The 26,840-nt window shown below is 62.8% G+C and carries 23 protein-coding genes; 12 read left to right on the forward strand and 11 right to left on the reverse strand.

Features of this window, described 5'->3' with window-relative positions:
• Positions 1 to 33 precede the first annotated feature (33 nt).
• Together QYE47_RS10590 and QYE47_RS10595 are read right to left on the reverse strand one after the other, a co-directional pair.
• Positions 34 to 756 (reverse strand): UDP-2,3-diacylglucosamine diphosphatase, encoded by a 723-nt coding sequence (locus tag QYE47_RS10590; RefSeq protein WP_014591237.1) that lies wholly within the window; start codon positions 754 to 756, stop codon positions 34 to 36.
• A complete protein-coding gene (locus tag QYE47_RS10595) occupies positions 753 to 1,253 on the reverse strand; it encodes a peptidylprolyl isomerase (RefSeq protein ID WP_010953805.1) in 501 nt (166 codons plus the stop codon). Before QYE47_RS10595 ends, QYE47_RS10590 begins: the two co-directional genes overlap by 4 nt.
• A 248-nt stretch (positions 1,254 to 1,501) precedes the next feature.
• Here QYE47_RS10595 and QYE47_RS10600 point away from each other — a divergent pair, with 248 nt between their 5' ends.
• Both QYE47_RS10600 and cysS read left to right on the forward strand, forming a co-directional pair.
• Positions 1,502 to 3,205, forward strand: a complete 1,704-nt coding sequence (locus QYE47_RS10600; protein WP_003248073.1) for a glutamine--tRNA ligase/YqeY domain fusion protein — start codon at positions 1,502 to 1,504, stop codon at positions 3,203 to 3,205.
• Positions 3,206 to 3,214: 9 nt separating this feature from the next.
• On the forward strand, positions 3,215 to 4,597 hold the full coding sequence (cysS, locus tag QYE47_RS10605; protein ID WP_014591235.1) for a cysteine--tRNA ligase: 1,383 nt from the start codon (positions 3,215 to 3,217) through the stop codon (positions 4,595 to 4,597).
• Between the two features lie 129 nt (positions 4,598 to 4,726).
• On the opposite strand, the gene QYE47_RS10610 is transcribed toward cysS, so the two are convergent.
• The 3 genes from QYE47_RS10610 to csiR all read right to left on the reverse strand — a co-directional run bounded on the left by QYE47_RS10610 (position 4,727) and on the right by csiR (position 7,546).
• A complete protein-coding gene (locus tag QYE47_RS10610) occupies positions 4,727 to 6,118 on the reverse strand; it encodes a HAMP domain-containing sensor histidine kinase (RefSeq protein WP_070383869.1) in 1,392 nt (463 codons plus the stop codon).
• The gene (locus QYE47_RS10615; RefSeq protein ID WP_010953809.1) at positions 6,096 to 6,776 is read right to left on the reverse strand and encodes a response regulator transcription factor; all 681 of its coding nucleotides are present in this window, start codon (positions 6,774 to 6,776) and stop codon (positions 6,096 to 6,098) included. The genes QYE47_RS10610 and QYE47_RS10615 overlap by 23 nt, the downstream gene beginning before the upstream one ends.
• Positions 6,777 to 6,850: 74 nt before the next feature.
• Positions 6,851 to 7,546, reverse strand: coding sequence for a DNA-binding transcriptional regulator CsiR (gene csiR, locus QYE47_RS10620; RefSeq protein ID WP_070383870.1), 696 nt, complete (start codon positions 7,544 to 7,546; stop codon positions 6,851 to 6,853).
• A gap of 194 nt (positions 7,547 to 7,740) precedes the next feature.
• Here csiR and glaH point away from each other — a divergent pair, with 194 nt between their 5' ends.
• The 6 genes from glaH to proP all read left to right on the forward strand — a co-directional run bounded on the left by glaH (position 7,741) and on the right by proP (position 15,437).
• A complete protein-coding gene (glaH, locus tag QYE47_RS10625) occupies positions 7,741 to 8,718 on the forward strand; it encodes a glutarate dioxygenase GlaH (RefSeq protein ID WP_014591232.1) in 978 nt (325 codons plus the stop codon).
• Positions 8,719 to 8,832: 114 nt separating this feature from the next.
• Positions 8,833 to 10,083, forward strand: a complete 1,251-nt coding sequence (gene lhgO / locus QYE47_RS10630) for an L-2-hydroxyglutarate oxidase (protein WP_014591231.1) — start codon at positions 8,833 to 8,835, stop codon at positions 10,081 to 10,083.
• Between the two features lie 150 nt (positions 10,084 to 10,233).
• Entirely contained in the window at positions 10,234 to 11,625 is a 1,392-nt protein-coding gene (gene gabP / locus QYE47_RS10635; protein ID WP_012052530.1) for a GABA permease, read from the forward strand.
• 87 nt (positions 11,626 to 11,712) lie between these two features.
• On the forward strand, positions 11,713 to 12,606 hold the full coding sequence (locus QYE47_RS10640) for a PA4780 family RIO1-like protein kinase (protein ID WP_014591228.1): 894 nt from the start codon (positions 11,713 to 11,715) through the stop codon (positions 12,604 to 12,606).
• A gap of 195 nt (positions 12,607 to 12,801) precedes the next feature.
• The gene (hemB, locus tag QYE47_RS10645; protein ID WP_010953815.1) at positions 12,802 to 13,776 is read left to right on the forward strand and encodes a porphobilinogen synthase; all 975 of its coding nucleotides are present in this window, start codon (positions 12,802 to 12,804) and stop codon (positions 13,774 to 13,776) included.
• Positions 13,777 to 13,934: 158 nt separating this feature from the next.
• Positions 13,935 to 15,437 carry a glycine betaine/L-proline transporter ProP gene (gene proP, locus QYE47_RS10650; RefSeq protein ID WP_014591227.1) on the forward strand — a complete coding sequence of 501 codons (1,503 nt, stop codon included), beginning with the start codon at positions 13,935 to 13,937 and terminating at the stop codon, positions 15,435 to 15,437.
• Here proP and QYE47_RS10655 read toward each other — a convergent pair whose 3' ends face one another.
• From QYE47_RS10655 to QYE47_RS10670, 4 genes are all read right to left on the reverse strand, one after another.
• Positions 15,438 to 16,139: a YoaK family protein gene (locus QYE47_RS10655; protein ID WP_070383871.1), complete on the reverse strand. Its 702-nt coding sequence runs from the start codon at positions 16,137 to 16,139 to the stop codon at positions 15,438 to 15,440.
• 9 nt (positions 16,140 to 16,148) lie between these two features.
• Positions 16,149 to 16,778 (reverse strand): riboflavin synthase, encoded by a 630-nt coding sequence (locus tag QYE47_RS10660; RefSeq protein WP_014591225.1) that lies wholly within the window; start codon positions 16,776 to 16,778, stop codon positions 16,149 to 16,151.
• 171 nt (positions 16,779 to 16,949) lie between these two features.
• Positions 16,950 to 19,016, reverse strand: a complete 2,067-nt coding sequence (gene treS / locus QYE47_RS10665; RefSeq protein WP_070383872.1) for a maltose alpha-D-glucosyltransferase — start codon at positions 19,014 to 19,016, stop codon at positions 16,950 to 16,952.
• 185 nt (positions 19,017 to 19,201) lie between these two features.
• Complete coding sequence (locus tag QYE47_RS10670; protein ID WP_010953821.1) at positions 19,202 to 20,119, reverse strand: LysR family transcriptional regulator; 918 nt, start codon at positions 20,117 to 20,119, stop codon at positions 19,202 to 19,204.
• 121 nt (positions 20,120 to 20,240) lie between these two features.
• Here QYE47_RS10670 and QYE47_RS10675 point away from each other — a divergent pair, with 121 nt between their 5' ends.
• The 3 genes from QYE47_RS10675 (at position 20,241) to QYE47_RS10685 (ending at position 22,947) form a co-directional block, all read left to right on the forward strand.
• Positions 20,241 to 20,999 carry a 5-oxoprolinase subunit PxpA gene (locus tag QYE47_RS10675; RefSeq protein WP_014591223.1) on the forward strand — a complete coding sequence of 253 codons (759 nt, stop codon included), beginning with the start codon at positions 20,241 to 20,243 and terminating at the stop codon, positions 20,997 to 20,999.
• A 92-nt stretch (positions 21,000 to 21,091) separates the two neighbouring features.
• Positions 21,092 to 21,979, forward strand: a complete 888-nt coding sequence (locus QYE47_RS10680) for an allophanate hydrolase subunit 1 (RefSeq protein ID WP_014591222.1) — start codon at positions 21,092 to 21,094, stop codon at positions 21,977 to 21,979.
• Positions 21,976 to 22,947, forward strand: a complete 972-nt coding sequence (locus QYE47_RS10685; protein WP_014591221.1) for a biotin-dependent carboxyltransferase family protein — start codon at positions 21,976 to 21,978, stop codon at positions 22,945 to 22,947. The genes QYE47_RS10680 and QYE47_RS10685 overlap by 4 nt, the downstream gene beginning before the upstream one ends.
• A gap of 62 nt (positions 22,948 to 23,009) precedes the next feature.
• On the opposite strand, the gene QYE47_RS10690 is transcribed toward QYE47_RS10685, so the two are convergent.
• Both QYE47_RS10690 and QYE47_RS10695 read right to left on the reverse strand, forming a co-directional pair.
• On the reverse strand, positions 23,010 to 23,858 hold the full coding sequence (locus tag QYE47_RS10690; protein WP_014591220.1) for a TIGR03915 family putative DNA repair protein: 849 nt from the start codon (positions 23,856 to 23,858) through the stop codon (positions 23,010 to 23,012).
• A complete protein-coding gene (locus QYE47_RS10695; RefSeq protein WP_014591219.1) occupies positions 23,849 to 25,069 on the reverse strand; it encodes a putative DNA modification/repair radical SAM protein in 1,221 nt (406 codons plus the stop codon). Before QYE47_RS10695 ends, QYE47_RS10690 begins: the two co-directional genes overlap by 10 nt.
• Before the next feature lie 144 nt (positions 25,070 to 25,213).
• Between QYE47_RS10695 and mqo the strand changes: the two genes are divergently transcribed.
• Complete coding sequence (mqo, locus tag QYE47_RS10700) at positions 25,214 to 26,833, forward strand: malate dehydrogenase (quinone) (protein ID WP_301158959.1); 1,620 nt, start codon at positions 25,214 to 25,216, stop codon at positions 26,831 to 26,833.
• Positions 26,834 to 26,840: the final 7 nt, after the last annotated feature.

A 26,840-nucleotide genomic window follows, 5' to 3' on the forward strand; every position in this document is an offset into this window, starting at 1 on the left:
GGTCTGCGGGCTTGCCCGCGAGACCCTGTAATGTCAGGAAAACTCGAACGGCGCCAACTGAAAGCCCTGTTCGTCAACCTGCAAGGCCCAACCGCGGCGGTCCCAGTCGCCCAGCACGATACGCCGTGCCGGCTGGCCACCGACCATCAGCTTGTGAATCGCTGGCCGATGGGTATGGCCATGCACCAAGGTGCGCACGCCATGCGCCGCCATCACCTTGGGGACTTCTTCCGGCGTGACGTCGACGATTTCGGTGGACTTCATCCGCACTTGCGTGCGGCTTTCGCTGCGCAGCTTGCGTGCCAGCTTGTAGCGGGCCGACAGCGGCAGGTGGCGCAGGATCCACAAGCTCAGCGGATTGCGCAGCAGGCGGCGCATCTTCATGTAGCCCAGGTCTCGGGTGCACAGGGTGTCGCCGTGCATCAGCAGCACCTGTTCACCGCCCAGCTCGATCACGCTGGGGTCGCTCAACAAGGTGCAGCCAGCGGCATCGCAGAAGGCCTGGCCAATCAGGAAGTCACGGTTGCCATGCATCAGGTAGATGGCCGTGCCACTGTCGCTCAGCCGGCGCATGGCCTGGCAGATCGACTGCTGGAAGGGCGTCATGGCATCGTCGCCAATCCACGCTTCGAAGAAGTCACCAAGGATGTACAGGGCCTTGGCGTGGCGGGCGCGGCCATCGAGCAGATCAAGAAACGCCCGGGATATATCCGGGCGTTCTTCTTGCAGGTGCAGATCAGAGATCAGCAGAATCACTCAATGATCTCGGCTTTCTCGATGATCACGTCGTCCTTCGGTACGTCCTGGTGGCCAGCTTTGGAACCGGTAGCCACTTTTTCGATGGCGTCGACCACTTCACGGCCTTCGATCACTTCACCGAATACGGCATAACCCCAGCCTTGCACGTTCTTGCCGCTGTGGTTGAGGAAGTCGTTGTCGGAGGCGTTGATGAAGAACTGCGCCGAGGCGGAGTGCGGCTCCATGGTACGGGCCATGGCAATGCTGTACTTCTTGTTCTTCAGGCCGTTGTCGGCTTCGTTCTGGATGCTTGCGCGGGTTTTCTTCTGGCTCATGCCGGCCTCGAAGCCGCCGCCCTGGATCATGAAGCCTTTGATCACACGGTGGAACACGGTGCCATTGTAGTGGCCGTCCTTGACGTACTGAACGAAGTTTTCGGTAGTCAGTGGCGCTTTCTCGGCGTCCAGTTGCAGGACGATGTCGCCGTGGTTGGTGCTCAGTTTGACTTTGGACATGCTGAAACTCGCTCTTTCAAGGCAATCAGAAATTAGGGTGCGCAGGGCGCGGGTTATCACCAGACGCAGGATCAGGCGATCGCGACACATGGCGCGCACTGGCCATTTTGCCAGGCTGCGGCAAAAAGCCGTGATAAATCACATCAGTTTGTCCGGGCGCGGCTGTCAGCAGCTTGACTGCTTCGGCTATGATAGGCCCTTTGATTCAATCGGCCTACCCAGGCTGGACACACGCATTCAAGGATCCTATGAGCAAGCCCACTGCCGACAACGCGCCCAACGCCGCTGCCAAAGGCGCCCCCGCTGTCCCTGCGAACTTCCTGCGGCCGATCATCCAGGCCGACCTGGACTCGGGCAAGCACAGCAGCATCGTCACCCGTTTCCCGCCGGAGCCCAATGGTTATCTGCACATCGGCCACGCCAAGTCGATCTGCGTCAACTTCGGCCTGGCCAAGGAATTCGGCGGCGTCTGCCACCTGCGTTTCGACGATACCAACCCGGCCAAGGAAGACCAGGAGTACATCGACGCCATCCAGAGCGATGTGAAGTGGCTGGGCTTCGACTGGGCCGGCGACGTGCGCTATGCCTCCGACTATTTCGACCAGTTGCACGATTGGGCGGTCGAGCTGATCAAGCGCGGCAAGGCCTACGTCTGCGACCTCACCCCTGAGCAAGCCAAGGAATACCGCGGCAACCTCAAGGAGCCGGGCAAGAACAGCCCGTTCCGCGAGCGTAGCGTGGAAGAAAACCTCGACCTGTTCGCCCGCATGAAGGCTGGCGAATTCCAGGACGGCGAGCGTGTGCTGCGGGCCAAGATCGACATGGCCTCGCCAAACATGAACCTGCGCGACCCTATCCTGTACCGCATTCGCCATGCCCACCACCACCAGACCGGCGACAAGTGGTGCATCTACCCCAACTACGACTTCACCCACGGCCAGTCGGACGCCATCGAGGGCATTACCCACTCGATCTGCACCCTGGAGTTCGAAGGGCATCGTCCGCTGTACGACTGGTTCCTCGACAACCTGCCGGTGCCGGCACACCCGCGCCAGTACGAGTTCAGCCGCCTGAACCTGAACTACACCATTACCTCCAAGCGCAAGCTCAAGCAGCTTGTGGACGAGAAGCACGTCGACGCCTGGGACGACCCACGCATGTCGACCCTGTCCGGCTTCCGTCGCCGTGGCTACACGCCGGCTTCGATCCGCAACTTCTGCGAAATGATCGGCACCAACCGTTCCGACGGTGTGGTCGACATGTCGATGCTCGAGTTCAGCATCCGTGACGACCTGGACCGCACCGCGCCACGCGCGATGTGCGTGCTGCGCCCGCTGAAAGTGGTCATCACCAACTACCCTGAAGGCCAGGTCGAGCAGCTTGAGCTGCCACGTCACCCGAAGGAAGACATGGGCGTGCGTGTGCTGCCGTTCTCCCGCGAGCTGTACATCGACCGCGACGACTTCATGGAAGAGCCGCCGAAGGGCTACAAGCGCCTGGAACCGGCCGGTGAAGTGCGCCTGCGCGGCAGCTACGTGATTCGTGCTGACGAAGCGATCAAGGACGCCGATGGCAATATCGTCGAACTGCGTTGCTCGTACGACCCGGACACCCTGGGCAAGAACCCTGAAGGCCGCAAGGTCAAGGGCGTGATCCACTGGGTGCCGGCCGAGGGCAGCGTCGAGTGCGAAGTGCGCCTGTACGACCGCCTGTTCCGCTCGCCGAACCCGGAAAAGACCGAGGAGGGCGGCAGCTTCCTGGACAACATCAACCCTGCTTCGCTGCAAGTGCTCAGCGGTTGCCGTGCCGAGCCGTCGCTGGCCCAGGCGCAGCCCGAGGACCGCTTCCAGTTCGAGCGCGAAGGCTACTTCTGCGCTGACCTGAAAGACAGCCAGCCGGGCCGCCCGGTGTTCAACCGCACTGTCACCCTGCGTGACTCCTGGGGCAGCTGAGGAACCGCCGTGCTTACCATCTACAACACGCTGAGCAAAACCAAGGAAGTCTTCAAGCCGCTGGATGGCAACAAGGTGCGCATGTACGTGTGCGGCATGACCGTGTACGACTACTGCCACCTGGGCCATGGCCGCAGCATGGTGGCCTTCGACCTGGTCACCCGCTGGCTGCGCAAGAGCGGCTATGAGCTGACCTACGTGCGCAACATCACCGACATCGATGACAAGATCATCAACCGGGCCAACGAGAACGGCGAAAGTTTCGACGCCCTGACCGCCCGCATGATCGACGCGATGCACGAAGACGAGCGCCGCCTGAACATTCTGCCGCCGGACCAGGAGCCGCGTGCCACCGACCATATCGCTGGCATGCACGCGATGATCCAGACCCTGATCGACAAAGGGTACGCCTACGCGCCAGGCAATGGCGACGTGTACTACCGGGTCGGCAAGTTCGTCGGCTACGGCAAGCTGTCGCGCAAGAAGATTGAAGACCTGCGTATCGGTGCACGCATCGAGGTCGACGAAGCCAAGCAGGACCCGCTCGACTTCGTACTGTGGAAGGGCGTCAAGCCGGGCGAGCCGAGCTGGGAATCGCCATGGGGCCCGGGTCGCCCGGGCTGGCACATCGAGTGCTCGGTGATGTCCACCTGCTGCCTGGGCGAGAGCTTCGACATTCACGGTGGCGGCAGCGACCTGGAGTTCCCGCACCACGAGAACGAGATTGCCCAGAGCGAGGCGGCCACTGGCAAGCAGTACGCCAACGCCTGGATGCATTGCGGCATGATCCGTATCAACGGCGAGAAGATGTCCAAGTCGTTGAACAACTTCTTCACCATCCGCGACGTGCTCGAGAAGTACCACCCGGAGGTGGTGCGCTACCTGCTGGTGGCCAGCCACTACCGCAGCGCGATCAACTACTCGGAAGACAGCCTGCGTGACGCCAAGGGCGCGCTGGAGCGCTTCTACCACGCACTGCGCGGCCTGCCACGGGTGGCGGCCAAGGGTGGCGAAGCGTTTGTCGAGCGCTTCAGCGTGGCGATGAACGACGACTTCGGCACCCCCGAAGCCTGTGCCGTTCTGTTCGATCTGGTGCGCGAGATCAACCGCCTGCGCGACAGCGACGTGGAGGCTGCTGCTGGCCTGGCCGGTCGACTGCGCGAGCTGGGTGATGTGCTGGGTGTGCTGCAACTGGAGGCCGATGACTTCCTGCGTGCCGGTGCCGAAGGCAAGGTCGATGCGGCTGAAGTCGAGGGTTTGATCCAGGCACGCCTGCAGGCGCGTGCGGACAAGAACTGGGCCGAGTCCGACCGCATTCGCGACCAGCTGACTGCCATGGGGGTGGTGCTGGAAGACAGCAAGGGCACGACTACCTGGCGTCTGGCTGACTGAAGTAACTGGGGCTGCGGTGCAGCCCTTCGCGGGCACGCCCGCTCCCACAGGGATAGCGCACACTTGAAATGTCGCGCCAACTTGTGGGAGCGGGCGTGCCCGCGAAGGGCCGCAAAGCGGCCCCAGCTTTTACTTGCCTAGATCCGCAAGCGGGCAGTGCAATACCAGCCTGGCCCCACCCAATTCGCTTTCGCCAATCTCCAGCTCGAACCCATGCAGGTCGACGATTGCCGCCACGATCGACAACCCCAGCCCGAAGCCGGCATGGCGGTGGCCTTCATCGCTGCGATAGAACCGTTTCAGCACGGCCGTTCGCTCTTCTTCGGGAATACCAGGCCCGCTATCCTCAATCGCCAAGTGCACGCCGTTGTCATCCTGCGTGGCGGTGATGCGCACCCGACCACCCTCGGGCGTGAACTTGATCGCGTTGCCCACCAGATTCGCCAAGGCCTCGAACAGCAGTTCGCGGTCGCCGTGCAACGCCGGTAGCTGCGCAGGTTGGTGCAATTGCAGTTGAATGCCGCCATCCTCGGCCAATGGCAGGTAAAAATCGTGCAGTTCTACCACCAGTTCATGCGGGTCAAGCTGGACGAAGCCGGCACGGCGCTGACGGTCTTCCAGCTCGCTGATGCGCAATAACCCGCGAAAGCGCGCCATCAAGGTGTCGGTTTCGCCAATGGCCTGGTCCAGCGCTTCGGCTTGCGCAGAATCCACGTCGCTTTGCTGGCGAATACGGTACAGCTGGGCGCGCAGGCGGGTCAGCGGTGTGCGCAGGTCATGGGCAATGTTGTCGCATACACCCTTGACCTCATGCATCAGCCGTTCGATACGGTCGAGCATGGCATTGACGATCGCCGCAAGCATGTCCAGCTCGTCGCGGCGGGCCGACAGTGGCAGGCGGTGGGTCAGGTCGCCGGCGACGATCAGTTCGGCCTGGGCCTGGATCGCCCGTATACGCTTGAGCGGCCTGCGCCGTAGCAGGTACCAACCGGCAAAACCCGGGATCAGGGTCAGCGAGATGCCCCAGAGCAGGGCGTGCAGGATGATCCGGGTAACCACGAACAGCGAGCCATTGTCACGCACCAGCACCAGCCACCGGCCATCCTGTACCTTGATTGCCACCGCGTCGCAGCTGTCGCGGGGCACGCGTGGGTCGTCGGCATCCAGGCAGCGTTCCAGCTCATGGATCTTGCCGTCCAGTTTGAGCTCTGGGGGCAGGGCTCGCACGGTACCGCCAATCGGGTTGAGCTGGCTATCGAACAGGCCGTAGGCGTCAAAGCTGCGCTCCTCGAAGGCCTGGCTGGCGATCAGGGCGTCGTCCAGTTGCTTGCCGCTCATGTGGGCGAACAGGTGCTGGCGCTGCAGCATGGAGTGACGGGTAAGTTTGTTCAGGTAGCTGGAGACCTCGAAATACAGCACCCCCATGAGGATGCTGCTCCAGGCCACGAACAGAAAGCTGTAAAGCGCTAACAGGCGGCTGGTAGAAGAACTCCAGCCTTTAGACGGGTTCAGCAATGGCATAGCCGGAGCCCCGTACCGTACGGATCAGCGGCGACTGGCCGGGTGAGTCGATCTTCTTGCGCAGGCGGCCGATGTGCACGTCGATCAGGTTGGTGCCCGGGTCGAAGTGATAGCCCCAGACCTCCTCGAAAATCATCATCCGCGTGATCACTTGGCCGCTGTGGCGCATCAGGTACTCCAGCAGCTTGTACTCGGTGGGCAACAGATTGAGGGTGTTGTCACCGCGGCGCGCCTCGTGGCTGATCAGGTCCAGCTGCAGATCGGCAACCTGCAAGCGGGTCTGGGTCGTGGGTACGCTGTTACGGCGCAGCAATACCTCGACTCGCGCGGCCATTTCGTCGGAGGCGAACGGCTTGGTCAGGTAGTCGTCCCCGCCTGCACGCAGGCCGCGCACCCGCTCATCGACGTCGGAGAGGGCGCTGATCATCAGGATCGGCGTAGCGATCTTGAGGTTGCGCAGGGTGGTGACGATGGTCAGGCCGTCGACCTCGGGCAGCATGCGGTCCAGGGTGATCAGGTCGTAGCCGCCCGCAATGGCTTTGGCCAGGCCTTCACGGCCATTGTCGGCCCAATCCACTTCCAGACCGTGGCTGGTCAGTTCGGCGACGATTTCCTGGCCGGTGACGGCGTCGTCTTCGATGGTCAGTACGCGAGGCATGCTGGTTCCTGGGCATCTAATGGAGATCTGATTGTGCCAAAGAATAGACAACCGGCGATTTAAGAAAAATTCATCTAGCGGGCACCGATGCCTTCGGCGTGCATGATCTGCGCAATGATCGGTACCGGTGTCACCAGGTGCGAGCGCATCATGGCGCTGGCAGTTTTGGCATCCCGGGCGAGGATCACCTCGACCAGTGCCGCATGCTCCTGGCGCTTGAGCGCCAGCGCCTCTTCGGAAAACACCGTCTGCGTCAGCCACAGGTGGCGGTAACGCTCGGCCTGGTCGAACAGGTAGGTGCGTGCCTGCAGCAGGTGCTTGGAGCCGCAGCCCGAGGCAATGGCAGTATGGAACGCCTTGTGCCGCTCGTCCCACACATCCAACCGCTGCTCGCGGGTTTTCACTTCCACCACCTTGGCCAAGGTATGCGAGTGGGCCAGCACCGACGCCTCCCAGGCGTCATCGCCGCGCTCGATGGCCAAGGCAATGATCATCGCTTCCAGGTTGGCGCGGGCGTCGTAGATGTCGTTCATCTCATCCAGCGACATGGGCGCTACCCGGTAGCCTTTCTGGCTGATCGCGTTGACCAGGTGCTCGGCCACCAGTTGCGACAGCGCTTCGCGCAGCGGGCCCACACCCAGGTCGTAGCGTTCCTTGAGGGTGCTCATCAACAGCTTTTCACCGGGCTTGAACACCCCGCGGATGATGTCCTTCTTGAGCCTCTCATACCCGCTGAATGCTGAGTTTTGTCGGGGGGCGAGCGCTTCCAAGATCCTGTTCCTCAAAACGTTTTGCCGATCATACCGAAACCCTCTGTAGACGAAAAACAATGGACAAACGCAAATAGTGTCGCTGAAACATAAAAATGTAGACATTTTTGGTTAGTGGCGATATTTTTACCTCGCCCGCACTGATCCAGGTCATGACCGGACGGCGCCACCTACTTTTTAGCCAGGACACTGCCATGAACGCCTTTACGCAGATCGACGAACTTGTCATGCCACTGCCGCTCGAACCGCAGGGCTACACCATCGCCCCCTCGAAACAGTCGCCGCGCCTGCTTGAACTGACCTTTGCCCGGGAAACCGTTGAAGCGTTCGTGCAGGCCGTTGCCCAATGGCCGGTGCAGGCATTGGAGTACAAGTCGTTCCTGCGTTTTCGTGTAGGCGAAATCCTTGACGAGCTGTGCCAGGGCACGCTGCGCCCGGTGCTGCTCAACACCATCCTCGACCGCGCCACAGGCGGCATGCTGATCACCCCGATTGGCCTGGATGATGTGAGCCAGGCCGAAGACATGGTCAAGTTCACCACGGCCTGCGCTCACCTGATCGGCCGTTCCAACTATGACGCCATGAGTGGTCAGTTCTATGCGCGCTTCGTGGTGGTCAACAGCGACAACTCCGACAGTTACCTGCGCCAGCCGCACCGGGTCATGGAGCTGCACAACGACGGCACGTTCGTGAACCAGATCACCGACTACGTGCTGATGCTGAAGATCGACGAAAAGAACATGGAAGGCGGCAACTCGCTGCTGCTGCACCTGGACGACTGGGAACAGTGCGAGGCGTTCTTCCGTCACCCGATGGCCCGTCGCGAAATGCGCTGGACCGCACCGCCGAGCAAAAAGGTTGCCGAAGATGTGTTCCATTCGGTATTCGACACCGATGCCGAAGGCCGGCCGACCATGCGCTACATTGACCAGTTCGTGCAGCCGGAAAACTACGAGGAAGGTATCTGGCTGAACGCCTTGTCCGAGTCGCTGGAAGGCAGCGGCAAGAAGGTCTCGGTACCGGTTGGCGTAGGCAGTTTCCTGCTGATCAACAACCTGTTCTGGCTGCATGGCCGCGATCGCTTTACCCCGCACGAGGGCCTGCGCCGCGAACTGATGCGCCAGCGTGGTTACGTCGCCTTCCCCAAGCCGCTGTACCAGCGCGGGCAATAATGACAGGGCGCGGGGCGGGCGCCCGCCCACGCGTTTTTGCACAAAACAATGCCACCAGGCCCCGTGCGGGCTTTGGTGAGCCTGCCAGGCAATGCCTGCGTGTGAGGTAAGGCTGTGTACGATTTCATCATTATTGGCGGCGGGATTGTGGGCATGTCCACGGCCATGCACCTGATCAAGGTCTACCCGGACGCGAAGATGCTCCTGCTGGAGAAAGAGTCTGGCCCGGCCCGCCATCAGACCGGCCATAACAGTGGCGTGATCCACGCCGGCGTGTATTACACCCCCGGAAGCCTCAAGGCGCGCTTCTGCCTGGAAGGCAACAAGGCGACCAAAGCCTTCTGCACCCAGCACGGCATTCGCTTCGATGAGTGCGGCAAGCTGCTGGTAGCCACCAACGATCTGGAAATGCAGCGCATGAAAGCGCTGTGGGAGCGTACGGCGGCCAATGGCCTGGAACGCTACTGGCTGTCGGCTGACGAGTTGCGCGAGCGTGAGCCCAACATCGTCGGTATGGGGGGCATCTTCGTGCCGTCCAGCGGCATCGTCAATTACGCCCAAGTCACTGCTGCGATGGCCGCAGAGTTCCAGCGTGCCGGTGGCGAAATCCGCTATGGCGCAGAAGTGGTCGGCCTGCAGGAACAGGCAAGTGAAGTGATCGTGCGCACTCAGCGTGATGAGTTGCGCAGCCGTTTCCTGGTGACCTGCTCGGGGCTGATGGCCGACCGCGTGGTGAGCATGCTCGGTCTGCGTACCGAATTCGTGATCTGCCCGTTCCGTGGCGAATACTACCTGCTGCCCAAGCAGCACAATCAGATCGTCAACCACCTGATCTACCCAATTCCCGACCCGTCGATGCCCTTCCTGGGGGTGCACCTGACCCGCATGATCGATGGCACCGTCACCGTAGGCCCCAACGCTGTGCTGGCGATGAAGCGCGAGGGCTACCGCAAGACCGATGTCAGCCCCAGCGACCTGTTCCAGACCCTGACCACGCCCGGCATCCTCAAGGTGCTGGCGAAGAACTTCCGCCCGGGCCTGATCGAGATGAAGAACTCGCTGTTCAAGGGCGGGTACCTCAAGCAGGTGCAGAAGTACTGCCCGAGCATTACCAAAGCTGACCTCACGCCTTACCCGGCCGGCGTGCGTGCCCAGGCGGTGTCGCGCGACGGCAAGCTGATCGACGATTTCCTGTTCGTCAACACCGCGCGCAGTGTCAACGTATGCAACGCACCGTCGCCAGCCGCTACCTCGGCCATCCCGATCGGCGCCTACATCGTCGAGAAGGTGTGCGAGCAGGTCGGCCTGCAGGGCGGCAGCTTCCCCAAGGCCGACCTGTCGGCCAACCAGAGGGCTGCCAGCTGACACCCCGGTAACACCTCCTGCGGTTTCGTTTTACTCAACCCGTACTGCCCTGCTCACCATTCAGGGCAGGGCGGGCTTTTTCGCGCCTGCGTCGGTGACGTGCAGCCGGCGGCCCCTGCGTGGGCATGACAAAAACAACAAGGTAGCGCCATGCAAACCCACAAGAACAATTTGAGTCATGGATTGAAATCACGGCATGTCACCATGCTGTCCATTGCCGGCGTGATCGGCGCCGGGCTGTTTGTCGGCTCTGGCCGCGCCATCGCCGAAGCGGGGCCGGCCACCATCCTGGCCTATATCCTGGCGGGCGGCCTGGTGGTGCTGGTGATGCGCATGCTGGCCGAAATGGCGGTTGCCTCCCCGGACACCGGCTCGTTTTCAACCTACGCTGACCTCGCCATCGGCAAATGGGCCGGTTACACCATCGGTTGGCTGTACTGGTGGTTCTGGGTGCTGATCATTCCGATCGAGGCCAATATCGCCGCTACCATCATCAACTCCTGGGTCCCGCAGATGGAGATCTGGGTGTTGTCGTTGGTGATCACGTTGCTGCTGACGGCCACCAACCTGTTCAGCGTGAAGAATTACGGTGAGTTCGAGTTCTGGCTGGCACTGGTCAAGGTGGTGGCCATCGTCAGCTTCATCGCCCTGGGTGTTTGCGCCATTTTCGGCCTGTTGCCGGGGTCTGGCGTCAGCGGCGTTTCGCGCTTGTGGGATACGGGGGGCTTCATGCCCAACGGCTTCGGTGCGGTGCTGAGCGCGATGCTGATCACCATGTTCTCGTTCCTCGGGGCCGAGGTGGTGACCATCGCTGCGGCTGAATCCGACGAGGCGGGCAAGCATATTTCCAAGGCCACCAATTCGGTGATCTGGCGGATAACGCTGTTCTACATCCTGTCGATCTTCATCGTCATCGCACTCGTACCATGGACCGACCCACGCCTGGCGACCGAAGGCTCTTATGTCACGGTGCTGGACACCCTCGGCGTGCCAAATGCCAAGGCCATCATCGACTTCGTGGTGCTGACGTCGGTGACCAGCTGCCTCAACTCGTCGCTGTACACCGCCTCGCGCATGGTCTATTCGCTTAGCCGCCGTGGTGATGCCCCGGCCTGTGCCCAGATAACCAGCCGCAGTGGTACACCCGTGGTGGCAGTCTTGTTGTCGACGGGGGCTGCCTTCCTGGCGGTGATCGCCAACTACCTGGTGCCGGCTCAGGTGTTTGGCTTCCTCATGGCAAGCTCCGGTGCCATTGCCTTGCTGGTATATCTGGTCATCGCCATTTCCCAGCTGCGCCTGCGCCAGCGCCTGACGGCACAGGGCAAGACACTGGGTTACCGCATGTGGCTGTTCCCGTGGCTGACCTGGGGCGTGATCCTGTTCATCAGCGGCGTACTGGTATTGATGCTGTTCCGCCCGGATCATCGCCTGGAAGTGGTCTCGACGATGGTGCTGGCGGTGTTGGTGGTGTGCTCGGGGGTGCTGGTGACCCGGCGCCGGGCGCGCGGCGGGGCAGTTGCTGGGGTAGGGCAGGGCGCCTGATTCGTCCGGCCTGAAGACAGACGAGCAAGTCGCATCAGGCTGTGAGAGGATGTCCGCCAACAAAGCCAGGACCCTGAACGCAGCCTGATGAAGACACCTAAAAGAATCGAACCGTTGATCGAAGACGGCCTTGTCGACGAAGTACTACGGCCGTTGATGAGTGGCAAGGAAGCCGCTGTGTACGTGGTGCGCTGTGGCAGCGAGGTACGCTGCGCCAAGGTCTATAAAGAAGCCAACAAGCGCAGTTTCCGCCAGGCCGCCGAATACCAGGAGGGCCGCAAGGTACGCAACAGCCGTCAGGCCCGGGCCATGGCCAAGGGCAGCAAGTACGGCCGCAAAGAAGCCGAAGATGCCTGGCAGAACGCCGAAGTGGCAGCGCTGTTCCGTTTGGCCGCCGCAGGTGTGAGGGTGCCCAAGCCTTACGATTTCCAGGACGGCGTGCTCCTGATGGAGCTGGTGACCGATGCCGATGGCGATGCGGCCCCGAGGCTGAACGACGTTCACCTCGAAGCGGAGGATGCCCGCGCGTTCCACACCTTCGTCATTCGCCAGGTCGTGCTGATGCTGTGCGCCGGAATGGTGCATGGCGACCTGTCCGAGTTCAACGTGCTGCTCGGCCCGGACGGGCCGGTGATCATCGATCTGCCGCAGGCAGTGGACGCAGCCGCCAACAACCATGCCTTCAGCATGCTGCAGCGCGATGTGGACAACATGGCCCATTATTTCGGGCGCTTTGCCCCGGAGCTGAAAAGCACCCGCTATGCGCAGGAGATGTGGGCGTTGTACGAGGCCGGCGAGTTGCTGCCCGACAGCCCGTTGACCGGGGTATTCGAGGATGACGAACATGAAGCTGACGTAACCGGGGTGATGCGCGAGATCGACGCCGCCCGAATGGACGACGCTCGCCGCCGTGCAGCACGCGCCGAGGCTGAGCATGGGCCGGCCAAGGCAGAGGAAGTGACGCCGCCCTGGCTGCAGTAATTTATTCCTGTACCGGCCTCTTCTCGGGTAAACCCGCAGCTACGGGATTCGTGGGCGCGGTTTTGCCCGCGAAGAGGCCAGCACAGGCAAACCCCGACCGTTGCCATTGACGCAAGACACAATCTCGTCAATTAGCCTTTTCACTGGCGCGCGACAGGCATAAGGTATACGCCGTTCAAATTCCCTGGAGCTGTCATGTCCAACCAATTCCCGTCCGTTCGTCCCCGCCGCCTGCGCCAGAACGAGTCCCTGCGCACGATCTTCCAGGAAACCGAGTTCCGCCTTGAAGACCTGATCCTGCCGATCTTCGTCGAAGAGGGCATCGATGATTTCGTGCCGATCACCAGCATGCCCGGTGTCAACCGTATCCCCGAGAAGCTGTTGGCCCAGGAAATCGAGCGCTATGCCCGCGCCGGTATCAAGTCGGTGATGACCTTTGGCGTATCGCACCACCTGGATGCCGATGGCAGCGACACCTGGAACGAAAACGGCCTGGTTGCGCGCATGTCGCGTATCTGCAAGGACACCGTGCCGGAAATGGTGGTGATGTCCGACACCTGCTTCTGCGAATACACCAGCCACGGCCACTGCGGCGTGCTGCATGACCATGGCGTGGACAACGATGCCACCCTGGCCAACCTGGGCAAGCAGGCAGTCATCGCCGCTGCTGCCGGTGCCGACTTCATTGCCCCCTCGGCGGCGATGGACGGCCAGGTGCAGGCTATCCGCAGTGCCCTGGACGGTGCCGGCTTCCACGACACCGCGATCATGGCCTACTCGACCAAGTTCGCCTCGTCGTTGTATGGCCCGTTCCGTGAGGCCGGCGGCACCGCACTGAAGGGTGACCGCAAAAGCTACCAGATGAACCCGATGAACCGCCGCGAAGCGGTGCGCGAGTCGCTGCTCGACGAGCAGGAAGGGGCGGACGTGCTGATGGTCAAGCCGGCCGGTGCCTACCTTGATGTGATCGCCGACATCCGCGCCGCGTCGCGCCTGCCACTGGCGGCGTACCAGGTGAGTGGCGAGTATGCGATGATCAAGTTCGGCGGGCTGGCCGGTGCCATCGACGAAGGCCGGGTGGTGCGCGAAAGCATTGGCGCAATCAAGCGTGCCGGTGCCGACCTGATCCTGACCTACTTCGCCATGGACCTGGCGCGCGAAGGTATCTGAAGCCAGGCCTTGGTCATGAAAGCCGCTGCCATTGCAGCGGCTTTTCTCTGGGCGCCGTTGGGTGGTGCCGCAAACGCACAAAAAAACAGTAAGCGCTGAATTATTTAGTGTCCTGTTGTATCTGATCCCTTAGAGCATTCATCGACAGGGATACGGGTATGAAACCTCGCAAGAAAAGCGTCCAGCCAATCGGCCTGAAGGACATCACCATCGTCGACGACGCCAAGATGAAGAAGGCGATCACGGCCGCCGCGCTGGGCAACGCCATGGAGTGGTTCGACTTTGGCGTATATGGCTTCGTCGCTTATGCCTTGGGCAAGGTGTTTTTCCCCAACGCCGACCCCAGCGTGCAAATGATCGCGGCCTTGGCCACCTTCTCGGTGCCGTTCCTGATCCGGCCTCTTGGCGGGTTGTTCTTCGGCGCCTTGGGCGACAGGTTCGGGCGGCAGAAAATCCTTGCCGCGACCATCGTGATCATGTCCCTGAGCACCTTCGCCATCGGCCTGATACCGTCCTATGCAAGCATTGGTATCTGGGCGCCGATCCTGTTGCTGCTGGCCAAGATGGCCCAGGGCTTTTCGGTAGGTGGCGAATACACCGGTGCCTCGATCTTCGTTGCCGAGTACGCGCCCGACCGCAAGCGCGGCTTTCTCGGCAGCTGGCTGGATTTCGGTTCGATTGCCGGCTTTGTGCTGGGCGCAGGGGTGGTGGTGCTCATTTCCACGGTGCTGGGTGAGGAAAAGTTCCTCGAATGGGGCTGGCGCCTGCCGTTCTTCCTGGCCCTGCCGCTGGGCATCATCGGCCTTTACCTGCGCCATGCGCTGGAAGAAACACCTGCGTTCCAGCAGCACGTCGACAAGCTGGAACAGGGCGATCGTGAAGGCCTGGCCTCCGGGCCCAAGGTGTCGTTCAAGGAGGTGGCCACCCAGCACTGGCGCAGCCTGGTGACCTGCATCGGCGTGGTGATTGCCACCAACGTCACCTACTACATGCTGCTCACCTACATGCCCAGCTACCTGTCGCACAACCTGCACTACAGCGAAGACCATGGCGTGCTGATCATCATCGCGATCATGGTCGGCATGCTGTTCGTGCAGCCGATCATCGGTCTGCTCAGCGACAAGTTTGGCCGACGGCCGTTCATCATCGTCGGCAGTGTCGGCCTGTTGGCCTTGGCCATACCGGCATTCATGCTGATCAACAGTGGGGTGCTTGGGCTTATTTTCGCCGGCCTGCTGATCATTGCCGTGCTGCTGAACTTCTTCATCGGCGTGATGGCCTCGACGCTGCCGGCCATGTTCCCCACGCACATCCGTTACAGCGCCCTGGCCAGCGCCTTCAATATCTCGGTGCTGATCGCCGGCCTTACCCCAACCCTCGCTGCGTGGCTGGTGGAGACCACAAACAACCTGTACATGCCTGCCTATTACCTGATGGTGATCGCTGCTGTCGGCCTGGTCACCGGCCTGACCATGAAGGAAACCGCCAACAAGCCCCTGCGCGGCGCGGCACCCGCGGCATCGGATATCGAAGAGGCGCGTGAACTGCTGCAGGAGCACCACGACAACATCGAGCAGAAGATCGAGGACATCGATGCGCAGATTGCCGAGTTGGAAGCCAAGCGCGAGAAGTTGGCATTGCAGCACCCGCGTATCGAATGATCAGCGCGGCATATAGCCACGCTGCCAGGACCGCGGGATGAACCGCGATACCAGCGCCAGCACGCAGGCCAGCGCACAACTGCCGGCCAGCGCCTGCAGGCCTAGGTGTTGTTGCAACCAGGCGCCGAGCGCGGCGCCCAGCAACATCCCGGCCCAAGGTACCAACTGCACTCGCCAGCCATTGCGCCGCTCGCCCAGCAGCCAACGCCCCAGGCCACGGCCGAAACGCGACAGGGCGCCCGTAACATAAGTCAGGCCAATGGGCAGGCCATTAACTTGTTCCACTACCGCATTGATCATGCCCATGGCCAGCGTGGCCGCCAACAGCGCAGGGAAGGTGGCCGGCAACGGCCACGCTGCCGCGAAAGCCAGCAGTGCGGCAACCACCAACAGCACCGGCCAGGCTCGACGGCGCAATCCGCGAGCCAGGAGCACACCCAGTGCATTGCCCGCAACGAAGCCCAGTACGGCGCCACTGAGGCGTAGCACAAGGGCCAGGTCAGCTTCACTGATGGCCACCGCCAGGCGTGTGGTGTTGCCACTCATGAACGACACGAAATCGCCCAGTGCCAGCAAGCCGATGGCATCGGTCATGCCGGCAAGCACCGAGAGGGCGGCGACCAGGCCGAGGCCGACGCGACCACGCATTACCTGCAGGCGCAAACGCCTCGCTGAGCGCGCGGGGAGGGCGTTAGGGAGCATGTGCAGGCCTCAGGGCAGGAGTTTTTCGCGGGCCAGAGTACCTTTGATGGTGCGCTCTACCACATCGACCAGCACCATGGTCTGGTGGTCGACCTCGATGTTGAGCAGTTCACCTGGGTGGTAGCTGGCGAAGGTAGTCTGACGCAGGGTTTCCGGGATCAGGTTGATGGTGATCACGTTGTCCTCCACGTCAGCGACAGTCAGGCTGCAGCCATTGACCCCGATGAAACCACGCGGGAACACGTACTTGCCCCATTGCGGCGGCATGCGGAACTTGATGAAGGCGCCGGTTTCCTTGATCGACAGCTCGACGATCTCGGCGGTGGTGGCGATGTGGCCGGCCATCAGGTGGCCGCCGACTTCGGCGTTCATCTTCGCTGAGCGTTCGATGTTCACGCTTCGGCCAGGCTTGAAGCTGCTCAGATTGGTGCGTTCGAGGGTAGCGGTCATGGCCTCGAACCTGACCTGGCTGCCGTCGATTTCGGTCACGGACAGGCAGGTACCTTCGACACTGACGCTGGCACCGATTTTCAGCTCGTCGAGTAGTTCCGGGGTGAGGTCGATGGTGAACTGGTTGTGGCCCGGGTAGGTGGTCACATCAAGCAGAGGGCGGACGGCCTGGACGATGCCGGTGTACATGGAGTTGCTCCTGGGCACGGAAAAGAAAACTTCCGAACGCTATGCCCGTAGCGCAGTAAATGCAAGACCGGCTTCTGGCTGGCAAGCCGGCTTGCGAGTCTGGCGCCAGCGTGGGGCAGGCGGCGTGCTTGTGGGCGAAACCGGTTTGCCGACGGCAGGGCCACTGCAGATTCAAACATGCCCGCTGCTGTTGACGATCCGCAGGCACAGCGCCTCGTACGGGTCCAGGTTCACCATCAGGCGCCCGTCCTCGGTCAAATCGCCTTCGACCGTCTCGTTGATCATGTCGACCACCGGCCCAGGTGTGAACCCGGTCAACAGCAGTTCCTCGGCAATCGCGTCCTGGCCGAAGTTCAGCGCAGTGATCTGGATACCGCGGCCGGCTGGCAGCTCATGCACCATCACCAGCAGCCCCGGGCTGCTCACCTCAGGTACCAGCACCTGACGGCTGGTGGCGATGCCATAAGCCTGGCGCACAGCCAGCAGTTTCTTCACCTTGCAGGCAAATGAATCACCCTCGTCCAACTGCTTGTCGAGGCTGCCGTACAGCGCCCGGGCACGCGGCATGCCACGCACTGAAGCTTCTGCCTGTGGGTCAAGCCCGGCGAGGTCATAGCCGCCCCGGTGAATCCAGCGGGTATCGCCATCGAGCATGCGTTCGGCCACCGCTTCGGCGGGCAAGGGCAGGGCACCGACCAGGTCCCAGCCGGACAAGGCGACCACCCCCGGCTGCATGGCGTTGTACATGACCAGCAGCAGGTGCACCTTCTTGATCAGTTCGATATCCGCTACGCCAATCTGTTCGAGGTCGCGAATACCCAGTGCAGCAGCGATCAGGCTGGCGGTGGTGCAGGCAATGCCGTTGGTCACGAAGCGCAGGTTGTACGGCGCATGTTCCCCCGACAGCCGTTCGTAGATCTCTTCGCGGATATGTTCGCGCAGGATGCTGCCAGGCAGGGTCTGGCCCTTGTACAGGTACATGTCGTGCGCGTGCAGTGTCCAGAAGTGCACCAGCTCCACGGTCAGCTCGTCATGGTTTTGCAGGGCATGGATCAGCGAGGCCGGGTCGATGCCGAAGGCGTGCATCTCCTTGAGCATCAGGCGCAGGAACTCGGTGTCGCCCGTCAGCAGGGCATGCTGGTAGGCCGGCCGGGTAATGAAATCGTAGGACAGGTCGGCACCACCCCTGGACATCTGCGCAATGTCATCGAGGGTCAGGTTCAGCTCCTGGAAGCTGAAACCGCCGGCCTTGCGGATCATGCCACCGATCAGCTGGTTGCCGACGAGCGACAGCGGGTGGCTTTCTGACCAGGCGGTGCCGCTGGCGCGGGTTTCCACGCCGAGAAAGCCGTTGGCGTCCAGGCGCAGGCCGCGTGCACCCAGGCAGTCCAGGGCGTGCAGCGCGTCACCAATGATCATCTGTTGGGCGGCGAAGGTAGGGTCCAGCCAGTTCAGTGAGGGCTGGCCCTCCTTGAAGTAGTGCAGGTACACCCAGCGGCGGGTCTTGCCGTCGACACCTGTGATCGGCGGCGTGGCGCTCCAGTCGGTTTCCTTCACGCCCGGCTCGAAGAAGATTACCCGTTGCAACTGGCCAACGATGTAATGGCGCGCCTTCAGCTCGTCACACTGCGCTGGCAGCAGATTGACCGCATCGCGCCCGGCGGGCACCTCGGGCAGCAGCGTCCAGTCTTCTTCGCGGATCTCGACCATGTGGTACAGCCCCGGGTAGGGGCCATGGGCGATCTCGGCCAGGCGGAAGTCGGCGCCCTTGCCGGTGTGCGAGGGGATCAGGTCGTCGATGGTCACGGCATTGTGCGCAGCGGCCATGCGGCTCATCTGGATCAGCTCCTGCTCGCTGCCGTACAGCGGGTCGATGTCGAAGCTGATGCGGTCGAAGTTGCCGTCCACGCTGGGGGTAAGTTCGCGGCCGCGGATGCCTCCGGACAGTTTGATCGGCCCCGTGTGCAGGCCCTGTACGCCGATCTCCGACAGGCGCTTCCACAACGCTTCGTGGGCCAGGGCACCGAGCACCGAGCAACCCTCGGGCGCGATGATGGCGTCGGGGTAGACGGTCAGCCACACCGAGGCGATTTCGGTGGCGCGGCGGGGCTGGGCCTCGGCGTAGGGTTGTTGCCACAGGCGCGACTGGCCTGAGTACAGGCTGGCACGCGCCTGGGAGGCCTTGAGCATGGCACGATCTTCGAGCCATTTGACGTATGACGGGTCGGGCTGGGTCATTTCGCGTCCTCTTTGCGTGTCGGCACCGGCTCAGGTTATGACGGCGCTGTGGCCTGAACGTTCGGCTCGAGATGGGTGTTGGTTTCTTCGCGGGCTTGCCCGCAGGCTCCCATACCGCTGAAGATTTGCGCTGCACCTGTGGGAGCGGGCGCGCCCGCGAAGAGGCCGGGCCTGCAAAGGCAGGCTCAGCGCCGGGCCGACAACTGCTGCGGTGCCAGAAACGCATCATGGAAGTAATTGCGCACCGCCTGCATCGCCGGGCTGAATGCCCGTTCCCGATGCCAGGCCAACCCCACGCTCATCGGTGTGACCGGGTCGCTGATGGTCACTGTCTCGATGCGCTTGCCCTCCAGTGACCACGGGCGGTGCACCAGGTCCGACAGGATCGCCACACCGCTGCCATTGGCGACCATGCTGCGCACGGCCTCCACCGAGCTGGTCCGCACCCTTACGCTTGGCCGTTGCCCGGCCTGCTCCCAGTAGCGCATGGCACTTTGCTCGGCCTCATCCACGGTCAACAGGATGAACGGCTCACAGGCCACCTCGGCCAGGCTCACGGCCGAGCGCTCGCACAGCGGGTGATGCCCGGGCAACCACAGCCGGCGCTCGGAGTTGAACAGGGTTTCCGAGACGATGTCAGGATGGGTGAGGTTGGCGGTGAGCACCACCGCCATGTCGAAACGCCCCTCCAGCAGGCCTTGCTCGATGGCGCTGCGCTCCTGCTCGTACAGCTCCAGGGTCACGCCCGGATGCCAGTGCTCCAGGCGCTGCAAGTGGTGCGGCAGGAAGTAGCCGATCACTGTGTAACTCGCCGCCAGGCGCAACAGGCCACTGGCACGCACGTCCGGTAGCGGGCTGTTCAACGCATCGTCGACACTGCGCAGGATGACGTAGGCACGGTTCAAGAAGTGCCGGCCGGCTTCGGTCAGGCTCATTCCTTGGGCCGAGCGCTGGAACAACAGCACGCCGAGCATCGCTTCCAGCTCCTTGATGGCCGTGGTCACTGCCGACTGGGAGATATTCAGGTGGATAGCAGCTTGGGAGATCTGGCCGATTTCAGCGGTGGCAACGAAGTAGCGGACCTGGCGCAGGGTGAGTGACACAGTAGGCTCCCGGGGTATCTGTTTTTCAGAAGGTACCCCATCTGTTTATAGATCTTCCCAAGGGGGGTGCAGAGAATCTAACGTGGCTTGCATGCAGTCACAAGTGCCAGGAGACGCGGTCATGCTAGCAGTGGATTTCAACTCGGACATGGGTGAGGGCTTTGGCCCGTGGACTATTGGCGACGGCGTCGATCACGAACTGATGGGCTACATCAGCAGCGCCAATATCGCTACCGGTTTCCATGCTGGCGACCCAGGTACGATGCGCCGCACCGTCGAGCGCGCCAAGGCCCTTGGGGTTGCGGTGGGAGCACACCCGGGTTTCCGCGACCTGGTCGGCTTTGGCCGCCGGCACATCAATGCCTCGGCGCAGGAACTGGTGGACGACATGCTCTATCAACTGGGCGCGCTGCGTGAAATCGCCCGTGCCCAGGGCGTGCGCCTGCAGCACATCAAGCCGCATGGGGCGCTGTACATGCACTTGGCGCGTGATGAAGAAGCGGCGCGGTTGCTGGTGCAGAACCTGCGGGTGATCGAGCCCGAGTTGCTGCTGTACTGCATGCCGGGTTCGGTGATCTGCCGCATTGCCCAGGAAATGGGGCAGCCGGTGATTCGCGAGTTCTATGCCGACCGCGAGTACGACCTGAGCGGGTCGATCGTGTTTACCCGCAATGTGCGTGGCTACGAGCCCCAAGCCGTCGCCGAGCGGGTGCTGCGTGCTTGCTGCCAAGGCGTGGTGCGCACCGTCGAAGGCCAGGACCTGGCGATCGAATTCGATTCCATTTGCCTGCACAGTGACACCCCGGGCGCGCTGGACCTGGTCGAGGCCACGCGCAGGGCACTGGATGCGGCCGGCATCGGGGTGCGTGCGCCGCGCTGAGCCTGTCAGGCATCCGGCAAACAGACAAGCCGGAGCCCGTGCATTTTGTTTTCGCCTGCCTTTCTATAAAGATTCCAAGAAAAGGAACTGTCATGGCCGAACCGCTTGCTACAACCCCGATCCGTTACAGCTTCGGCGCCGACGAGCACCTGTTTGCCGAAGTCAGCGAAAGCATGTCGCTGGAGGCCTTTTTCAAGGGTATGGCCGTCACCCGTGCGGTGGAGCGCATGGCCCTGGATGGCGTGCTTGATGTGTGCCTGGCCAATGCGTCGTTCCAGGTCCGCTTCGACCCGGACCGTATCGCCCCCGAGGCACTGCTTGAAGCCGTGCGCGGCGCCGAAGCGCAGGCGGTGGCCGAGCGTTCGCTGCAGACGCGGATCATCGAGATCCCGGTGCTGTACAACGACCCCTGGACCCATGAAACCCTGATGCGCTTTCGGGATCGCCACCAGGACCCGACCAGCACTGACCTGGAGTACGCCGCGCGCATCAACGGCCTGGCCGATGTCGAGGCCTTCATCGCCGCCCACAGTGGCGCGCCATGGTTCGTTTCGATGGTCGGCTTTGTCGCCGGCCTGCCGTTCATGTTCCAGATGGTCGAGCGCCAGCGGCAGCTGCAGGTGCCCAAGTACCTGCGCCCCCGTACCGACACGCCCAAGCTCACCCTGGGCCATGGCGGCTGCTTTGGTTGCATCTACTCGGTGCGCGGGGCCGGGGGCTACCAGATGTTCGGCGTCACCCCGGCACCGATCTACGACCCGCAGCAGACCTTGAATTACCTGAAAGAGCACATGGTGTTCTTCCGCCCGGGGGACATCGTGCAGTTCAAGCCTATCGACCGCCGCACCTACGACCAGGCGGTGGCGCAAGTAGAGGATGGCTGCTTCGACCTGCGCATTCGCCCGGTGGCGTTTTCCCTGGACGCCTTCCTCGCCGACCCGGTCGGTTACCCCAAATCGTTGCAGGAGGTGCTGGCATGATCAAGGTACTCAAACCGGGCTTGGCCACTTCTGTACAGGACCTGGGCCGCGAAGGTTACTACCACCTGGGCATTCCACCGTCCGGCGCACTCGACCAGTACGCCTTGAGCGCAGCCAATCACCTGGTGGGCAACCCGGCCGGCGCTGCGGGCCTGGAGTGCGCGCTGGTGGGGCCGGAGCTGGAGTTCCAGCAGGACGTACTGGTCGCTGTGTGCGGTGCGCAGATGCCAGCGTTGCTCGATGGCCGCGAGCAGCGCCCGGACACTGCGTTTGCCGTACGGGCCGGGCAAGTGTTGCGTTTCGGCTTTCCAACAGCGGGCGCCCGGGCCTACCTGGCAGTGGCCGGAGGCATCGATGTGCCCGAGGTACTGGGTAGCCGGTCCACCTACGCACTGGGCGCGTTGGGTGGCTTTCATGGGCGTAAACTGATGGCGGGCGACCTGCTGCCGGTCGGCGTGCCCAGCGGCAAGACCCGTGCCGGTGCAAGCTTGCCCATGGCCCTGCGTCAGGCCTTGGGGGGCGAGGTGGTGTTGCGGGTGGTGCCTGGGCTTTACTTCCACCGCCTGACCGAGGCTGCAGCGCAACGTTTCTTCACCGATGCCTGGACGGTTGGCTCCGAAGCGGACCGTATCGGCTATCGCTACAAAGGCGGCGGCGCCTTGAGTTTCCAGCCGCGCGAGCAGCCGTTCGGTGCCGGGTCGGATCCGTCGAATATCGTCGACAGCTGCTACCCGATCGGATCGATCCAGGTGCCGGCAGGGTTGGAACCGATCATCCTGCATCGCGATGCAGTGTCGGGGGGCGGCTACGCCATGATCGGCACGGTGATCAGTGCCGACCTCGACCTGATCGGGCAGATGCAGCCCAACCAGCAAGCGCGGTTCCTGCCGGTGAGCCTGGAGCAGGCACTGGAGGCGCGGCGTTCGTACAAGAAGAAGCTGGCCTGCCTGGCCAGGCTCTTCAGCTGAGCATCATGTTTTCGCTGTAGCTGCGGCCTTGTGCCCCGACGGGGCCGCATCGGGCTCCGCGGCTACACCGAGCGCGCAGGCTTGCTGATGGTCTTGCCGGTTTGCGAGGCCACCTCAAGGGCTTGGCCGTCCCGCTGTTTGCCTTGGCGCGCCAGGCCTTCAAGCTGCGGTATCAGCATGCCTTCCGGCAAATGCCGCCAGAACCGCCCTGGCATGTGCAGGCGCAAGGCATCCGGGTTGAGGCGGGCCGGGTTGAAGGTATGGCGGTAGTAGGTGCGCCAGAGTTCGGCGCCGGGGTCTTCGGCGTTGCGGGCCCACTGGCGCCAGGGCTCGGGGCACTGTCGCTGGTAGTCGAACGACTGGCCGTCGAAGCGAATGCCATCCTGTGGCGTGGCAATCAACCAGCGCAAACGCCCCAGGCGGTCGGCGAAGTGGGCGCTGGCGCTGTGCAGAATGTCGTGTGCCGGCTCGTGATAGGCCACCAGATCCAGCTGCAAGTGCTCAGCCAGTTCCTCAGGCAACGGCACGAAGCGTACAAACGCGTGCAAGTGATGCGCCTCGCGGGTTACCTGCTTGATGCGCCGTTGCAGCTCACTGCCCAGCCGGTCACCGGCCAGCATTGCCGTGCGGTCGCCATGGGCGACACGCCACAGCACTTCATACAGCAGGTTCCAGCGCTGTTCGCCACGGTAGCGAGAGGCCTGCTCCAACTGGCTCAGCAGTGCGGCCGGGACTTTGGCCCGGAAAGGGCCAGGCCCTTCAGGCGGCGCAGCCGGCACGGCCAGCAGGTCCGCCATCGGGCCTTGCGACCAGGTGACTTCCGACGGGTCGATGCCATGGCTCAACAACACCCGGGCCTGGTCGCGCCAGGTGGCGAACAGGTCGTCGCAGTCGAGTGCGATCACCCCCATAACCCCATCTGCACGGGCGCTGGCGGCTCACTCAAGCGCGCTCGCAGCAAGCCGCTGCGCAGCTCGGCCTGGGCGGGGCGGTAGTCACTGGTGACGATGAACGGCCGTGCCTTGTCCAGCACGCAGCGCAGCTGGATCAGGTCGTCATAACGGATGCGCCGCTCCCGGCGCAAGGCGACCAGGCGCTGTACGCTGCGCAGGCCGATGCCGGGGATACGCGCCAGTAGCGCAGGTTCGGCGCGGTTCACGTCCAGCGGGAACACGTCGCGGTTGGCCAGCGCCCAGGCCAGCTTGGGGTCGATGTCCAGTGCCAGGTTACCGCTGTGGCCCAGCAGCTCGCCAGCCTTGTAGCCATAGCCACGCAGCAGGAAGTCGGCTTGATACAGGCGGTGTTCGCGCAGCAGCGGTGGTGCGGCGAGGGGCACGCTGCCGGGGCTGTCGGGGATCGGGCTGAAGGCGGAGTAGTACACGCGCTTGAGCCCGTAGCCCTGGTACAGCGACTCGGCATTGCGCAGTAAGGTACTGTCGTCGGTGCTGTCGGCGCCGACGATGACTTGGGTGCTCTGCCCGGCCGGGGTAAAGCGCGGCGCCCTGGGCTCGTTGGCCACGGCCTGCTGGCCCTGATGGATCACGCCCATGGCCTGACGAATGGTGCGCCCTTGCTTTTCCGGCGCCAGGCGCTTGAGGCTGGCGTCGGTGGGCAGTTCGATGTTGACGCTGAGGCGGTCGGCCAGGCGCCCGGCCTCTTCGATCAGCAGCGGGTCGGCATCGGGGATGGCCTTGAGGTGGATGTAGCCGCGGAAGCTGTGTTCTTCGCGCAACAGCCGGGCCACACGGATCAGCTGCTCCATGGTGTAGTCCGCCGAGCGGATGATGCCAGAGCTGAGGAACAGGCCGCTGATGCAGTTGCGCCGGTAGAAGTCCAGGGTCAGGCGTACCACTTCCTCGGGGCTGAAGCGCGCGCGTGGCACGTTGCTGGAGCGGCGGTTGACGCAGTACTGGCAGTCATACAGGCAGAAGTTGGTCAGCAGTACCTTGAGCAGTGATACGCAGCGGCCGTCGGGGGTGTAGCTGTGACAGATACCCATGCCATTGGTAGCGCCCAGGCCGTCAGCGCCGCGCGAATTGCGCTTGGGCGCACCACTGCTGGCGCAGGAGGCGTCGTACTTGGCTGCGTCGGCAAGGATGCCGAGTTTGGCGATGAGTTGCATGGTGGCTGACCTGCGATACTGAGTATTCATACAGTATTTTGAGATGTGGCCGATTGCAAGTGTTTGTGCGTCGTCATACCCGACTAAACGCGTCGGCTAAGCTTGTGGCTGAACCACGGACAGCAACGAGGCGCGGGATAGGTTATGAAGATCACCATCAAGCCAAAACTGGCGATGGCCGGGCTGGCCTTGGCCATCGGCATGCTCAATGCCCAAGCGGCGGAAACCAGGAAGGTCGATGTGCTGCTGGTGGGCGGCGGCATCATGAGTTCTACCTTGGCCGTGTGGCTCAACGAGTTGGAGCCCGGCTGGTCGATGGAAATGGTCGAGCGTCTGGACAAGGTAGCCGAGGATAGCTCCAACGGCTGGAACAACGCCGGCACCGGCCACTCGGCCCTGGCGGAGTTGAACTACACCCCGGAAAAAGACGGCAAGATCGACATCAGCAAGGCGGTTGAAATCAACGAGGCGTTCCAGGTAACGCGCCAGTTTCTCGCCTGGCAGGTCAAGCAGGGTGTGCTGAAAAATCCGCATTCGTTCATCAATACCACCCCGCACATGAGCTTTGTCTGGGGCGATGACAACATTCGTTTCCTTAAAAAACGCTACGAGGCCCTGCAGGCCAGCCCCCTGTTCAAACCCATGCAGTACTCCGAAGACCACGAGCAGATCCGCAAATGGGTCCCGCTGATGATGGAAGGCCGCGATCCCAACCAGAAGCTGGCCGTGACCTGGACGCCGATCGGCACCGACGTCAACTTTGGCGAGATCACCCGGCAGTATGTGGGTTACCTGCAGACGCGGCCGAACTTCGATCTCAAGCTGTCGAGCGAAGTGCAGGACATCACCCGTAACGACGACGGTTCCTGGCACGTCGAGTACAAGAATCTGAAGAATGGCAGCAAGGCAGCCACCGATGCCCGGTTCCTGTTCATCGGCGCTGGCGGGGCGGCACTGCCGCTGCTGCAGAAGTCGGGTATCGACGAGGCCAAGGACTATGGCGGCTTCCCGGTCGGTGGCTCGTTCCTGGTCACTGACAACCCGGCTATCGCCCAGCGCCACATGGCCAAGGCCTATGGCATTGCCGCAACCGGTGCGCCGCCCATGTCGGTGCCGCACCTGGACACCCGGGTACTTGATGGCAAGCGCCTGATCCTGTTTGGGCCGTTCGCCACCTTCTCGACCAAGTTCCTCAAGCAGGGCTCATTGCTTGACCTGCTCGCCAGTACCAGCGTGCACAATGCCTGGCCGATGGTGCGAGTAGGGGTACGCGAGTTCGACCTGGTGCAGTACCTGATCGGGCAGGTGCTGCAATCGGACGATGACCGCTTCGAAGCGCTGCGCACCTACTTCCCCGAGGCGAAGAAAGAAGACTGGCGGCTGTGGCAGGCGGGTCAGCGGGTGCAAATCATCAAGAAAGACGAAGCGTTGGGCGGCGTGCTCAAGCTCGGTACCGAGGTGGTGACGTCCAGGGACGGCAGTATCGCCGGCTTGCTGGGGGCCTCTCCCGGTGCGTCGACCGCTGCGCCTATCATGCTCGATGTGTTGAACAAGGTGTTCAAGAACAAGGTGGCGTCGCCCGAGTGGCAGGCCAAGATCAAACAGATCATCCCGTCCTATGGCATCCGCCTGAACGACCACCCGGATCAGCTAGAGAAGGAGTGGGCATATACCAACGAGGTGCTGCAGCTTGAGCCGCCTGTCAGTCCGCAGCGCCCTGAGTCGATAAGGCCGGCTGACAGCCAGGGAGTGGCCAGCCGGTAATCATTGC

This window comes from Pseudomonas sp. 2,4-D (genome assembly GCF_030418155.1).
Classification (GTDB): Bacteria; Pseudomonadota; Gammaproteobacteria; order Pseudomonadales; family Pseudomonadaceae; genus Aquipseudomonas; species Aquipseudomonas alloputida.